The 14,687-nt window shown below is 45.7% G+C and carries 14 protein-coding genes and 1 pseudogene; 12 read left to right on the plus strand and 3 right to left on the minus strand.

The annotated features are described in order from the left end of the window. The first annotated feature begins 167 nt into the window (after positions 1-167). A complete protein-coding gene (locus tag OS112_06900) occupies positions 168-3,200 on the plus strand; it encodes an N-6 DNA methylase (GenBank protein ID WAC04196.1) in 3,033 nt (1,010 codons plus the stop codon). 7 nt (positions 3,201-3,207) lie between these two features. On the opposite strand, the gene OS112_06905 is transcribed toward OS112_06900, so the two are convergent. After that, positions 3,208-3,369, minus strand: a complete 162-nt coding sequence (locus OS112_06905; GenBank protein WAC04197.1) for a DUF2080 family transposase-associated protein — start codon at positions 3,367-3,369, stop codon at positions 3,208-3,210. A 588-nt stretch (positions 3,370-3,957) separates the two neighbouring features. Between OS112_06905 and OS112_06910 the strand changes: the two genes are divergently transcribed. Beyond that, positions 3,958-4,677 carry a DDE-type integrase/transposase/recombinase gene (locus OS112_06910; protein ID WAC04198.1) on the plus strand — a complete coding sequence of 240 codons (720 nt, stop codon included), beginning with the start codon at positions 3,958-3,960 and terminating at the stop codon, positions 4,675-4,677. Positions 4,678-4,681: 4 nt separating this feature from the next. On the opposite strand, the gene OS112_06915 is transcribed toward OS112_06910, so the two are convergent. Together OS112_06915 and OS112_06920 are read right to left on the minus strand one after the other, a co-directional pair. Next, on the minus strand, positions 4,682-5,455 hold the full coding sequence (locus tag OS112_06915; GenBank protein ID WAC04199.1) for a DUF1828 domain-containing protein: 774 nt from the start codon (positions 5,453-5,455) through the stop codon (positions 4,682-4,684). 1 nt (position 5,456) lies between these two features. Next, positions 5,457-6,011 (minus strand): hypothetical protein, encoded by a 555-nt coding sequence (locus OS112_06920; GenBank protein ID WAC04200.1) that lies wholly within the window; start codon positions 6,009-6,011, stop codon positions 5,457-5,459. A gap of 171 nt (positions 6,012-6,182) precedes the next feature. Between OS112_06920 and OS112_06925 the strand changes: the two genes are divergently transcribed. The 10 genes and pseudogenes from OS112_06925 (at position 6,183) to OS112_06970 (ending at position 14,619) form a co-directional block, all read left to right on the plus strand. After that, positions 6,183-6,392 (plus strand): hypothetical protein, encoded by a 210-nt coding sequence (locus OS112_06925; GenBank protein ID WAC04201.1) that lies wholly within the window; start codon positions 6,183-6,185, stop codon positions 6,390-6,392. 393 nt (positions 6,393-6,785) lie between these two features. Then, a complete protein-coding gene (thiC, locus tag OS112_06930) occupies positions 6,786-8,063 on the plus strand; it encodes a phosphomethylpyrimidine synthase ThiC (GenBank protein ID WAC04202.1) in 1,278 nt (425 codons plus the stop codon). Between the two features lie 101 nt (positions 8,064-8,164). After that, positions 8,165-8,749 carry a 5-formyltetrahydrofolate cyclo-ligase gene (locus tag OS112_06935; protein ID WAC04203.1) on the plus strand — a complete coding sequence of 195 codons (585 nt, stop codon included), beginning with the start codon at positions 8,165-8,167 and terminating at the stop codon, positions 8,747-8,749. A 61-nt stretch (positions 8,750-8,810) separates the two neighbouring features. Further along, positions 8,811-9,530: pseudogene (locus OS112_06940) on the plus strand (anaerobic ribonucleoside-triphosphate reductase activating protein). Beyond that, complete coding sequence (locus OS112_06945; GenBank protein ID WAC04204.1) at positions 9,490-10,038, plus strand: AAA family ATPase; 549 nt, start codon at positions 9,490-9,492, stop codon at positions 10,036-10,038. The pseudogene OS112_06940 and the gene OS112_06945 overlap by 41 nt, the downstream one beginning before the upstream one ends. After that, positions 10,035-10,808 carry a sugar phosphate isomerase/epimerase gene (locus tag OS112_06950; GenBank protein WAC04205.1) on the plus strand — a complete coding sequence of 258 codons (774 nt, stop codon included), beginning with the start codon at positions 10,035-10,037 and terminating at the stop codon, positions 10,806-10,808. The genes OS112_06945 and OS112_06950 overlap by 4 nt, the downstream gene beginning before the upstream one ends. Before the next feature lie 155 nt (positions 10,809-10,963). Beyond that, entirely contained in the window at positions 10,964-11,902 is a 939-nt protein-coding gene (rnz, locus tag OS112_06955) for a ribonuclease Z (protein ID WAC04206.1), read from the plus strand. Positions 11,903-12,084: 182 nt separating this feature from the next. Beyond that, positions 12,085-13,929: a S1 RNA-binding domain-containing protein gene (locus OS112_06960; protein WAC04207.1), complete on the plus strand. Its 1,845-nt coding sequence runs from the start codon at positions 12,085-12,087 to the stop codon at positions 13,927-13,929. A 221-nt stretch (positions 13,930-14,150) separates the two neighbouring features. Continuing rightward, positions 14,151-14,402, plus strand: a complete 252-nt coding sequence (locus OS112_06965; protein WAC06151.1) for a hypothetical protein — start codon at positions 14,151-14,153, stop codon at positions 14,400-14,402. A 28-nt stretch (positions 14,403-14,430) separates the two neighbouring features. Next, positions 14,431-14,619: a hypothetical protein gene (locus OS112_06970; protein ID WAC04208.1), complete on the plus strand. Its 189-nt coding sequence runs from the start codon at positions 14,431-14,433 to the stop codon at positions 14,617-14,619. The last annotated feature ends 68 nt before the right edge of the window (positions 14,620-14,687 follow it).

Genomic DNA, 14,687 nt, shown 5'->3' on the forward strand with positions numbered 1-14,687 from the left:
ATTGAAGGTTTACCATAAGTTAGCGTGCTATTGTATATAAATATTGCGTGAATGGGTTCTGTTGCGTTGGAGGGACTTCGCGCTTTTTTATTCAAGGTGTTGCATGGCGGGACTTTTTGGATTTATTAACGTCACCTTTAATGGTTTGACATTCAAATTACTTTTCAATGGCTCTTCCAGAAACTATCATCACTCTTTTAAACAATTATGATTTTCATCGTACCGCATACCGCAAATCAACACAAGAATATAATGAGGCAAGACTCCGTAGAGATTTTTTAGATCCCTTCTTTAAAGAACTTGGTTGGGATATGGACAATAAAAAAGGATATTCTGAGAGATATAGAGAAGTCGGGCATGAACAGCCAATAAAAATTCAAGGCCAAACGGAATTCATCGATTACACATTTAGAATTGGGGGGATGACAAAATTCATCGTAGAAGCGAAGGCCCCCTCAGTAAATATAAAAAACAATCGTGATGCCGCGCTTCAAGTTAGAGGGTACGCGTGGAGTGCCAAAATTCCATTATGTATTTTGACAAATTTTGAAGAATTCGCAATATATGATTGCACAAAAAAACCTCTGGGTTCTGATGCAGCTGTTACCGCCCGCGATGATTATTTTACTTATAACGAATATCCAAAAAAATGGGATTTGATTTCCTCTATCTTCTCACAAGATGGTATTTTAAAAGGTTCTTTTGATAAATATGTGACTGTAGCAGAAGGTAAAAAGGGGACGGCAAGCGTTGATGAATCATTTCTTATTGATATTGAAAATTGGAGAGAGCAACTCGCAAAAAATATTGAACTTCGCAATCAAAATCCGTCATTATCTGTTGATGAATTGAACTTATCAGTCCAAACTATCCTCGACCGTATTATTTTCCTTCGTTTTTGTGAAGATCGGGATATCGAAACCTATGAGACGCTAAAATCATTCGTAAATAATGATAACATCTATAAATCTCTTTGTGATTTTTTTAAAAAGGCAGATGCAAAATATAATTCAGGACTTTTTCATTTTAATAATGAACCCGACCGTGAGCAACCAGATATTATAACACCCAATCTTGTAATCGATGATAAAATAATTAAAAATATTATTCTAGAGTTGTATCCCCCGAAAAATTATTATTTATTTTCAGCGATTCCCCCAGAGATTTTAGGGCAAGTTTACGAACAATTTCTTGGTAAGGTAATTAGAATCACGGAAAAAAATCATATAAAAATTGAGGAAAAACCAGAGGTAAAAAAAGCCGGCGGAATTTACTATACACCCCAATACATAGTTGATTATATTGTAAAAAATACTTTAGAGGAATTACTAAAAAATAAAACACAAAAAGACGTATCAAAAATTCACATTCTCGATCCAGCTTGTGGTTCTGGTTCATTTCTGTTGGGAGCTTATCAATTTCTTTTAAACTGGCATCTCGAATGGTATCTAAAAAATCTTGTTCCTTTACTTAATCCAGAATTTAATAAAGAACCCAAACCGATTTCAGATCCCGATATCCAAGCATTACTTCCAGAATATCCCCCAAATGGAAAAAAAGAGGTTCCAATTTATAACGCTGGATATAGTAAGGAAATCCATTCTCGTTTAGGAGATCGGCGGAGGAGTGATTGGAAACTTACGACCTCCGAGCGAAAACGAATTCTTTTACATAATATTTTTGGAGTTGACATTGATCATCAAGCAGTGGAAGTAACCAAACTCTCACTTCTCCTCAAGGTATTAGAAGAAGAAAATGAAGAAACGATGAAATTTCAACTTGAGCAAAATCATGGGCGGGCTTTACCATCACTTCATAAGAATATAAAATGTGGAAATTCGCTGATAGAGTGGGATATTTTAGAACTACAACCACCACAAGAAGAAGTTAAAAAAATCAACGCTTTTGATTGGGAACAAGAATTTCCAGATATAATAAATTCGGGGGGATTTGATGTGGTAATTGGGAATCCTCCCTATGATGTTTTAGAGAAAGAACGGGGTAAGAGTTCCTGGCCACATTATGTATTAAGTGATTATGTTAAAATGAGAGCAGATTATAGTAATGCACTCGGTGGGAAACTAAATTTATACAGATTTTTCTTGGTTAGGTGCATGAAATTAACTAAAAATAAAGGTTTTTTTGGAATGATTGTCCCCTTATCTATTCTTGGAGATATTAGTTGCACAAAAACACGACTTTACCTGCTTCGATGTTTAACCAATTTAAACGCCGATTGTTTCCCCCAAAAGGATAATCCGAAACGGAGAGTTTTTTTAAAAGCAAAATTATCGACTTGTATTCTTGTGGGTAGTAGAGAAAATATTGATCTCAACGATTCTCAAATTCACGTTCGAGTTTATCCTTGGAATAAATTTGATGATCTCCTCAAGGAATGTCGTTATTATACCCCAGATTTAGCGTTGCTCGATCCAATAAATTATCCGGTTCCGTTAGTCGATGAAAACAATTGGAATGTTTGTAAAAAAATATACACAACCAAAAATATAAAACGGCTCGAAGAGCTGGGGGTGTATTTAGTTAATCGAGGAGAAATCAACCAAACTGTTTTCCGCAAATACATATCGGAGGATACTAAAAAATCACGATTATTAAAAGGTGTTGAAGTTGGGAGATATTTCATAAATCCAATTCTTCATCAGGGTTTCCGCGAATGGTTTGATGACATTGCATGTAAAAAAGACGGGGTCGAGAAACCAATAGCACTAAAAGAACGTATCGCAACTCAACGGATTACTGGTGTAGATGACACATTACGTATTATTGCGACATTGATCTCTCCTCCGACCTATTTTGCCGATTCGACAAATTCTATCACTTTATCTGATGATACTAAATACTCCCTAGAATATTTGCTTGGTCTATTAAATTCAAAATTGTTTCAATGGCGTTTCAGGATAACAAGTTCGAATAATAACGTTGGAACAAACGAATTGGAGTGCTTACCAACCCGTATAATTGATTTTAATAACCCAACCGAAAACGCTCTGCATGCACGTTTGGTCTCCTATGTAAAACAGATGCTTAACCTTAATACAAAACTGCAAACAACAAGAGATGATCAAGAAAAAACAGTAATTCAGAGGCAAATTATTGCGATAGATAACAAAATTGAATTATTAATTTTCGAACTTTATGGATTAACAGAAAACGAGATTAAAATAATCCAGATGTCTTAAAAAATCTCTATTTTTCTTTTTCGTTCTCAATCGGATCTAAAAGAAGAATTTTCACTTGTTTTCCGATCCAATCCTTTGGTAGATAAATGCCCCCGGAGTTACCCATAGACTTAACGGGGCGATCTATTACCTGATACGCCTTTGTTGTAATTTCCATCATTTCTGGCATAACAATACATTGTATCGTTATTGTATTTAAAATAATTTACTTTGTGCTGGTTTTGTCCATACTTTGTAACAAGTATTAAATAGTTGTATATACATAGTATATACTATACAATACAAGGAGTGAATGAAGATGGATCAATTCAGCAACCCAAGAGAATTGAGAGGATTAAAAATCCTGTCAGAACCGGATACGATTATTAAGACCGGCAAGAATGGGTGGGATGTTCGGTCACAGTCAAAGGATGCATACTATCAGGTATCACGAAAGTTTGTGAGCCACGGAAAGGAAAACCGATATAGTTGGTCATGCACCTGCCCGGATCATACGACAAGAGAGGTAATCTGTAAACACATTTTCGCCGTTCAGTTCTCCCTAAAACTTAAAGTAGATGTAGAGACTGATATTAAAGCTCAAAAAATTATAGGTGATGAAATTGGGGTCACCTGTCCAATTTGTAAAAGCCAAAACGTCATAAAGCGCGGGATCAGAACAACCTCTTACGGTGAGATCCAGCGGTATGGTTGCCACGACTGCAACCACAGATTTGTTGTTGATAAGGGATTCAGCCGGGTTAAGTTCGATCCTAAAGTGATCACACTCACTCTTGATCTCTATTTTAAGGGAGTCTCCCTTCGGAAGATTACCGATCACATCCAGCAATTCCATGATAGGAAAGTCTGCCAGACAACGCCGATGCGCTGGATCAAGAAATATATCCAACTGCTTGGGAAGTACGCTGAGAAGTACGAAGCTGAGGTTGGCAACATCTGGCACTCTGATGAGACAACCGTGTTCATCAAGAAGGAAGGCCAGAAGAAGTGCTATGAGTGGATCTGGAACATCATGGATGCAAAGACTCGGTATCTCCTTGCCTGCCAGATTACCGAGACACGGTTTGTAAACGATGCGCGGATACCGTTAAAGATTGCAAAGGAGACGGCCAACCGCAGACCGGATGCAATCGTTACCGATGGGTTACAGGCTTACCAGAAGGCAATCAAAGCGGAGTTTTATGATATAACCGCACCGATCCAGAATCCCCATATCAGACTCAAAGACTTTGAGACAAAGCCAAATAACAATATCCTCGAACGGTTAAACGGGACATTCCGAGAGAGAACAAAGGTTATGCGTTCCCTTGATAGCTCCGTAGGAGCGCAGGAGTTCGTTGCAGGAATGCAGACTTACTATAATTACATCCGACCTCATCAAGGAATCGGGGGATTAACACCGGCGCAGATGGCAAATATCCCGATCAATCTGATGGGGAATAGATGGGAAATGATGATTGGACTGGCGGTAAAATAATTTTTTAGATGAGAGCTGGAAGGATCTCCGGTCTCTCCTCCCAAAACAATACTTTATCCGAAAATTTCCTTAATTTTGGAAGTTGCCGTTTCCATACACTTATCTCATCGTCTACTTCGTCGTCCAAGAAACACAGTTTGTAAAAGTTACCATTTAGTCCCTTTAATTGAATCCAATTTACTATTGTTTTATTTGTTAGAGTTTCGGCATACTGAGACGATTCGGAATGGAGCGCATAAGCGAAGACTGGATCTTTCTGATGTCTTTGAATTTCAAAATCTACCTTAATCCTTTCACCAGTATCAGATGTAAATTCTTTATTTTGGGCATAGCTGATGCTATTATCCTTCAGCCATACAGAGACATCATCAATAAATGCAGACTGAACCCGTGCCTTGCTGGTGTAGATCAAATATTGTATGGATTTTATCGCTTCAATAAAGTCCAAAATCTTCTCATACAATTCTGCCTTGTTCGAGTGAAGTATTAGTTCATCATTTTTTAATTCAATCTCGTATTGATGTATGATTGAGTCAAAATACCAATCTTGCTTTGTGTTGGGTTTGATATCCACTCCTTGTAAGAAAAGATACCCTTTTGTGCGGGTTTGATCGGAGATCTCGATAATATCTCCAATCTCGGTTAATTGAATAGTAATCGGATCTTGGCTCGGATCTAAAAATGGAGTGACAATCTGGCATCCTGTCTTTCCCGATTTAATTTTGAATTTCTTTCCGAGATCTTTTAACAGGTTGCCAACTACGTCATCACACACCATATTAAACCAACCCCAATGTCGGTTGAAATTTAAAATCCTTCAAATCCACATTACATTCATTTAGAAAATCAATTAATGCTCCGTTTGCGTCATTTAATCGGATATCAATTGTAGCATAAGCGCATTTATCTCTATAGGATGGGTGATGAAAGTGTTTGTGTGGCTCATCGATCACTATTTTTTTCCCATCGACCTTTGGATTTGGATGTGGAGTGGAATCGTCCCATCTTCTGATAACGATATTTTTGAATAATAATGCAAATCCGTAATGAGACGTTTCTTCATTCTGATAACACCACCCCCTTATCCTCATTGGGGTTCCATCTTCTGTACTAAGTGTTATAGTGAGTTGTTGTTTTTTTCCTCGTTGATTGTCCCACCTCACCAATTGCGGACTCTGAATAATTTTTGGTGCGGTATAGAGAGCGTCTGCTTCCTCTTTAGACAGACTGAAAAAAGCCATTAATAATTCACAGATATTGAGTAATGATTTACAATATAAATTGTTTCTTAATAAATCGAAGTCCCGCGATGCAACAGTCTCATTTTTTTTCACTCAAGTCCCTCCAACGCAACAGAACCCGTGAATGGGTTCTGATTAGTTGGCGGGACTTTTACGGTTTTGAAAATAAGTGATAAATGACGAGACTTCCCTTATATTTTTTAATCAGGATAATATGTAGCAGAATCCACAATATATTTAAGATAAGATTTTGGATTTAATGTCATGGAATACTTTGAATTGTTTTCCATTTTAGTAGGTGTTGCATCGTATTTTGTTCTTCGAGAAGTACTTAAAAAACATATGAATTTGACCCCAGAACAGGAATCTGCTGGTTTTTTTGCATGGTCAAATGAGAGAAAAGGTGCTCCTCTTCTTGTAATGATTGTAATATTGGTTATTGTTCTGGTATTATGCCTTATAGGATCAAGATAAAGATTGGATTCTGTTGCATGAAGTGAGTCGAAGTTTTATGATCTGAGGTTCTGTTGCGTTGGAGGGACTTTTAAAAAAAGTGGGATGAGTGTTGCATTAACGGGACTTTTGTCCCGAAAGAGGCGGAGGAGAGGCGGTGTCCGGTTGCAGAACTTATTTTTCTGCCCTGATTGGTAAAATGACATGATGATACCGCTGTACTGGAAGCTTCGCCGGATCGCAAAAGAAGTCAGGTTATGTTAAAATTTAATTGAGATCTTGACACAAAGACAAGGAAAACAAAAGAATTTTCCTTATCCCAAATCAACTTTACTTGTGCTCAAAACAACTAAAATTTAGTCCAGAATCAGAAAAACGAGCCTTTATCTTGTCTTTTAAGAAAATATACAGGCTATGAGTATTGTAAAAGATGCCAAACGCGGCATCGTCACCGATGAGATGAAGACCGTTGCTGCACAGGAGGGGGTCACCGAAGACTTCGTCCGTCGCAGCGTTGCCGAAGGCCACATCGTCATCCCCGTTTCCCCGTACCGCAATGTAAAAATCTGCGGGATTGGCGAAGGATTGCGCACGAAAGTGAACGCTTCGATCGGCACCTCGACCGATATTGTGGATATTCCGATGGAAGTCGAGAAGGCACGGCAGGCAGAACTCGCCGGTGCCGATACCTTAATGGAACTGTCAACCGGAGGAGATTTTGTTGAGATCCGAAAACAGGTTATCGCAAATACGAAACTATCCGTAGGGTGCGTTCCCCTTTACCAGGCATTCATCGAAGCAGCAGTAAAAGACGGTGCTGTCGTCCACATGAAAGAGGATGACCTGTTCCGGATCACCGCAGAACAGGCAAAACTCGGCACCAATTTCATGGCAATCCACACCGGTATCAACTGGGAGACTGTCAAGCGCCTCCGGAACCAGGGCCGGCATGGTGGTCTTGTCTCCCGTGGCGGTGCGTTCATGACTGCCTGGATGCTGCATAACGAGAAAGAAAATCCGCTCTACTCGGAATTTGACTACCTGCTCGAGATCATGAAGGAGCACGAAGTCACACTTTCGATGGGCAATGGCATGCGGGCGGGTGCCGTCCACGATGCGACGGACCGGGCTGCTGTGCAGGAGCTGCTCATCAACGCAGAACTTGCAGACAAAGCGCACAACGAGGATGTCCAGGTCATTGTCGAAGGGCCCGGACATGTACCAATCGATGAGATTGCGACAAATGTCACGTTGATGAAAAGGGTCACGAACAATAAACCGTTCTACATGCTCGGGCCGATTGTTACCGACATCGCACCCGGTTACGATGACCGGGTTGCAGCGATCGGTGCTGCAATCTCCTCCTCTCTTGGTGCGGATTTCATCTGCTACGTGACCCCTGCAGAACACCTTGCCCTTCCGACTCCGGAGGAAGTATATGAAGGCGTCATCAGCTCCAGGATCGCCGCCCATATCGGAGACATGATCAAACTCAAAAAGACCCGGGAAGCCGACCTCGAGATGGGGCACGCCCGCCACGATCTTGACTGGGAGAGGCAGTTTGCAGTCGCAATGAATCCCTCACGGGCGCGCCAGATACGAGCCGAGAGGATGCCGGCGGATGCTGACGGGTGTACGATGTGCGGGGATTACTGCGCGATCAAAATTGTGAACCGTTATTTCAAATTTTGATACATACTTTTTTTTTTAAACAATCAAGGACCCGGATGGTTTTCCGGCAACCCGATCGTCAATGCTTATAGCGCATTCCTGCCAATAGAGTACAACCTTTCATGATCCAGATTCACCCGGTCCCATCCAAGCAAACCCTGCGAAGTGCTGCAAAACAGAAGCGCAGCGCAATCCCAAAAGATGAAATCGCAGAAAAGAGCGTACGGATCTGCGACTACCTGTTTGGGTTGGTTGACGGGTGCGATCCGGTAATGGTGTATGTCTCAAAACTGCCTGAGGTCGACACACACCCGCTGATTGCAGGTCTGCTGCGCAAGGGGCGACGGGTGATTGTACCGATCATTGAGACGGATACGCGGACACTGCGGCTTTCGTATCTGATGGACCCATCCCTGCTTGTAAAAAGCACGTTCCATGTACCGGAACCCATCGGGAATGAAATCCCCGCAAAGGCTTCAGATATCCGGACAATAATTATCCCCATGCTTGCATTCGACCGCAGGGGAAACCGACTGGGTTACGGTGCAGGATATTATGACCGGTTCCTCAAACAAAATCCCGGCGCAAAAAAGATCGGTGTCGCATTCTCCTGCCAAGAAACAGAATCTGTACCGGGGGACGAGAATGACATCCGGGTTGACATGGTTGTCACTGAGGATGGGATTATCCACTGCACTAGAGAGTGAAACCAACTCAATATGCTCAAATAAACCCGGTTCAAACATTGTGTAGCAGGGTGGTTGTACGCAGGTCAACTTCGGGGGCTTTGTCCCGCTTTCAACGGTAGACTGGAGGGGCAGGTCCGTGTGCACGGTCTTTTTCCGGGGTTGCCCGGTCCGCTGTGTATACTGCCAGAATGCCGCGATCCTCTCCGGGACCGACATGCGCCCGATAAACGAAGTGATCGATTTGATCCGCGGATCGCGGATGTTTGTCTCCGGCATCATTTTTTCCGGGGGTGAGCCCACCATGCAGAGGGATGCGCTGGTTGCGCTCTCACAAGCCTCAAAGGAGATGGGCCTTGTTGTCGGTGTCCAGACTAATGGCATCTACCCGGACACACTCGATGCACTAATTAAACGAGAACTAATCGATCGCGTAGCACTTGACATCAAGGCGCGGTGGGCTCGATATAATAACCTGATCGGTGGAAATTATGTGAAGAATGTACAGCGGTCGCTTGCCCTGTGCAGGGATGCATATGAATCACGGAAACTTCCGGAATTTGAAATCGTCGTTACCCTGTTCCGGGGATATGAGGACGAGGTACCATATATCATGGCAGAAGCAGGCGACACTGAGATCGTGCTCCAGCAGGGCGTCACCGGAGACGTGAAGCCTTTGTCGGAAGACGAGTTGAAGAAGATCGGGGACCAGATGGGCAGGGCAGTCAAGATCCGGACGCGCGAAGGAGGTGAACTGTTCTATGAAAGTGATCGGAGTCGTCGGGCTTCCCGCAAGCGGTAAAGGGGAGTTTGCGCGGATTGCAACCCAGCAGGGAGTTCCTGTGATCGTCATGGGAGACGTGATCCGGGCAGCCGTTCACAAAGCAGGCCTCACACCAGACGACAGGAACATGGGGGCAATGGCAAACAAGCTGCGGAAGGTTGATGGCATGGACGCAATCGCAAAACTCTGTATTCCGGCAATACAGCAGCAGTCTTCCTCCATCGTCCTTGTGGATGGCATCCGTGGCGATGCAGAAGTCCGGTTATTCCGCAGGCATTTCCCGGGTTTTGTTATGGTCGCCATCGACTCCCCGTTTGATATACGGCTTGCCCGCCTTGCCTCACGCGGGCGCTCCGATGACACCACGAGCGAAGAGTCGCTCCGGCTCAGGGATGAAAGGGAGCTCGGGTGGGGATTAGGTGCAGCGCTGTCAAAGGCAGAATACCGGCTGCAGAATGATGGCGATCTGGCAACCTTCGAGCAATCGGTTCGCAACCTTTTACAGATGATCGGGGATGACCCATGAGCCTTTCTCCCTATTTCTCCTCATCAGCAAAGGTCTGGGACTCAATTGAGTGGGTGTATGGCATCGAAGAGGCAGGATATGCCGGCTGGGAGATTGTGGCGGATGGTAACTACCGGCTAGATAATCCCGAAGCGTACAGAAAGATCGAGGATGTTGTTGCGAGCACCGGGCTCCGTGTTTCTGTCCATGCCCCATACGGTGATCTGAACCTGGCCACGCTCAACGACCCGATCTACCGCGAATCCATCCGCCAGATCTGCACCTGCATCCGGCACGCTGCCAGGCTCACTGACAGGGTGACACTCCACCCGGGATATTTATCACCGGTCGGAAAACTGATGCCACAGAAGATCTGGGATCTCCAGAAAGCAGCGCTCGTTGAGATAGGCAGGGTTGCGTCCGATCATTCGGTGCTTGCCTGTGTTGAGAACATGATCAGCACAAAGGAGTTTCTCTGCAGGTTCCCCGGTGAACTGATGGGCATGACGGAAGGCATAGAAGGCATTGGCATGACGTTTGATTTCGGGCACGCGAACACGGTCGGGAAAGTGAATGACTTTTTACCGTTTGTAAACAAGGCTGACCATATCCACCTTCATGACAATCACGGGATGTCTGATGAGCATCTCGCTCTCGGGGACGGTACAATCGACTGGAACGTCGTTGGAAAAACAATCGCAGGAAACTATAGCGGGGTGACGGTGATCGAAGGGCGATCGATCGAAGAAGCAAAGATCAGTCTTGAGGTGTTCAGGAGGTATTTCACGTGAACGTGCGGGTTTATGAGAATGCTTCAGGAAAATCCCAATATGGATTTTATGTGAACGGTGAGCAAATGCGAACCGTTTCAGGAAATTCCGAGGAGGAATTTACGTGAGCGGGCGAGCCTGCGAGACCGCTTCAGGAATATCCGGAGGGATTTTCCATGAGTGGTGAGACGCTTCATGTCCATTTCCTCGGTACAGCGGGTGCTCTCCCGACTCCTCAGCGCAATCCGTCCTGTATCATGATCCGGCACGGCTCTGACACGCTCCTCTTTGACTGCGGAGAGGGGGCCCAGCAGCAGATGATGCGGGCAAGAACGGGATTTTGCGTCGATGGGATCTTTGTCACCCACTGGCACGCCGACCACTTCCTTGGTATCTTCGGGCTTGTACAGACGCTCTCCTTTAATGGCAGGACACAGCCACTTATCATCTACGGCCCGTCATGGGTTCATGAATTTGTGACCACCCTGCATAACGTAGGAAAGCATAATCTCGGGTTTACAGTTGAACCGGTGGAACTTTCCGACGGATCATGGATCCGGTTCAACGGCTATACAGTCACTGCATTTTCTGTCAGCCACGGCATGCCGGCCCTCGGTTATGTATTTGAGGAGGACCCCCGCCCGGGAAAATTTGACCGCGGGCGGGCGATCGAGCTGGGTGTCCCTGCAGGGCCGCTCTTTGGCAGGCTCCAGCGCGGAGAGACAATAACTGTGGAAAAAGACGGAGTAGAACAGGTTATCAAGCCATCAGACGTGATGGGGATGCCCCGTCCGGGACGAAAGGTTGTGTATACCGGAGATACCGGCCCGGTTCCCTTGAAGATTGCCGCGGTTGCGCAGGATGCAGACCTCCTGATCCACGATGCCACCTATGATGACTCCGAAACTGTGCGGGCATCAGAATTCTATCATGCCACTGCAGGCCAGGCAGGAGAGGCTGCTGCAGCTGCTGAAGTCCGGATGCTTGCCCTTATACACATAAGCTCGCGGTACATCACCCCGGAAGTGCATATCGAAGACGCGAAAAAAAAATATTTTGGCCCCATCATTGCGCCGCAGGACCTCGACATGATCGAGGTCCCCTTCAGGAAATAACGCTCACTTTTTACCGGATACCTGCACCAGCTCCGTTTAGTTGCGCTCAATGACAATGTAGTTAATGCACCAGAGAAAATTGATGGTACACGCTGGCGTTTACAGTTATGAAACAAAAGAGAAGTGCAACAGGTAACAGATGAAGAATTTTATTTTGGTACGAAGTGTGTGGTGAGAGATCTATGCAGAAGGACGATATACTCGTCATCAGGCTTGGCGCAACCTGCGACCTAGCCGATGTACAAGAGCAGCAAATATACGCAGGAAAGGTACAGGGATTTGCAAATTTCGGGATGTTTGTCCAGTTAAATGAACGGATCAAGGGGCTCGTCCATAAAAGCAATATTAAGATGGAGCACAAAGAACGGGATTCCATTCTCGTGAAAGTCCGGCAGGTCCGCCCGAATGGCAATATCGACCTGGAGGAAGTCGTGATCCAGGTGTACCAGGTACAGAACCTCGAGAAGAAATCAACGACAGTGCGCATCGCGGACCTCGGGACAAAAATTGGCAGGACGGTCGCCATTGAAGGTGAAGTCGCACAGATCAAACAGACAAGCGGCCCCACGATCTTTACGATTGTTGATGAATCAGGCACCCAGAATGTCGCCGCTTTTGTTGAAGCCGGTGTGCGGGCTTTCCCTGAAGTCGAGCTTGCCGGGATCGTCAAGGTTGTCGGGGAGGTCATGAAGCGAAATAACCAGCTCCAGATCGAGGCAGACGTGATCACCTCCCTGTCAGGGGAGGAGGAGGCAACCGTCAGGGTACGAATCGAAAAAGCGCTCGATGCCCGTTCTGAACCCCGGGATATCCCCCTCCTTGTGAGATCGGATGTGATGGAACGACTGCGCCCAGAAATGAAAAAGGTTGCAAAAATTATCCGGAAGGCAATATTTACAGCGCAGCCGATCATCCTCCGTCACCACGCGGATGCGGATGGGATCTGTTCTGCTGTCGCAATCGAGCAGGCTGTCGTCGCGCTTATCCGGGAGAGCGGTACGGACTTTGATGCAGATTATTACCTTTTCAAGCGGGCCCCCTCAAAAGCCCCGTTCTATGAGATCGAGGACATCACCCGCGACCTGGACTTCTCATTAAAAGACCATGTCAGGTTCGGGCAGAAAATGCCCCTTGTGGTCCTTACGGATAACGGGTCGACTGAAGAGGATGAACCCTCCTACAAGATTGCAAGCGTGTACGATATCCCGTTTGTCGTTATCGACCATCATCACCCGGATGCATCGATTGACAAATACCTGCTCGCCCACGTGAACCCGTATCATGTCGGAGGTGACTTTGGGATCACTGCCGGGATGCTGGGGACGGAGATCGCGCGTCTGATCAACCCGGACGTGGAACCGCTAATCCGCCACCTCCCTGCTGTTGCCGGGGTAGGTGACCGGAGCGAGGCTGCGGAACGTGCCCTCTTCCTTGCACTTGTCCGGGAAAGCTACAGTGAGGATGCCTGCAAGAACATCGCGCTTGCCCTTGACTATGAACAGTTCTGGCTCCGGTTCAACGATGGCAGGGAGATCGTAAAAGACATCCTCAACATCAGCGGAAATTCTGCAAGGCATGAAAAACTCGTCTCTTTACTTGTTGAAGGAGCAAACCTGATGATTGAGGACCAGATGAGTGCGTGCATGCCGCATGTCGTCCCCCGTGACCTTCCCAACGGTGCAAAACTTTTCCTCATCGATGTCGAGATCCATGCCCATAAGTTCACCTTCCCTCCCCCGGGAAAGACCAGCGGGGAGGTGCATGACCGGCTCTGCAGGGCAAACCCGGGATCGCCTGTTGTCACAATCGGTTTTGGCCCGGACTTTGCGGTGCTGAGGTCACGGGGGGTGCTCATGAACATCCCGCGGATGGTCCGCGAGCTCCATGGCGAAATCCCCGGCGGTGGCATCAGTGGCGGCGGGCACCTTGTTGTCGGCAGCATCAAATTTGTGGAAGGCATGCGCGATACAGTGCTCGAAGCGCTGATCAACAAGATTGGCATGGCGCAGGTTCAAAAACAACCTTAAATTACAAATTTAATTTTTGAAACAGGCAGGAATCTTCATAGAACATTCGGATCACGTGTTTTTTGCGCGGATCGATTTTCGAATTCAAACCGGTGGGCAATAAATGCTTTCTGGTCAATTAATTGGTGGGCAAAATGAAAAAGGAGCCCGATTCTGCCACTTGGGGTAGATATATATATATACAAGTGGATCTATATGAGTTTTTAATGCTGAGGCAGCACATGTCAACTTCAAAAAAGATCCGTGAAACGTATAATGAGACCCAGCACAAAATTGTCGGCTATCTCCAGTCAGGGATAACCAAGGGCAAACACTACTTTAAATCAAAGTACATTGCAAAGGACCTCGGGTTATCCCCCAAGGAAGTGGGGACGAACATGGCGATCCTTGCCGATATCTGCAAGGATCTCAACATCATCCGGTGGAGCTATTCGAACAGCACGACGTGGATGGTCACGCCGCGGGCGATGTAATTTAACCATTCTCGCCAACCTTTTTTATATGCAAAAACTTCTTGAGATTGAGTCGGACGTCGAATTTGTCGCCGACATAAATGATCACAAGGACTGCCTGATGTCCCAGGATCCCACACAGGACAATCCCGGAGCCCTCTGGTTCAACATCGATATCCCCAAAGGGCATGGCATAAAAGCCGGTGACCGGGTCAGGGTTACGGTGGAAAAGATCTGACATTTTCAATCGTGGTTGAATCCCTTCATTCCTGCTCACCGGAGTGTTATTGGGTATGTCCGATTCAT

Origin of the sequence: Methanoregula sp. (assembly GCA_026625165.1) — an archaeon.
GTDB lineage: Archaea > Halobacteriota > Methanomicrobia > Methanomicrobiales > Methanospirillaceae > MVRE01.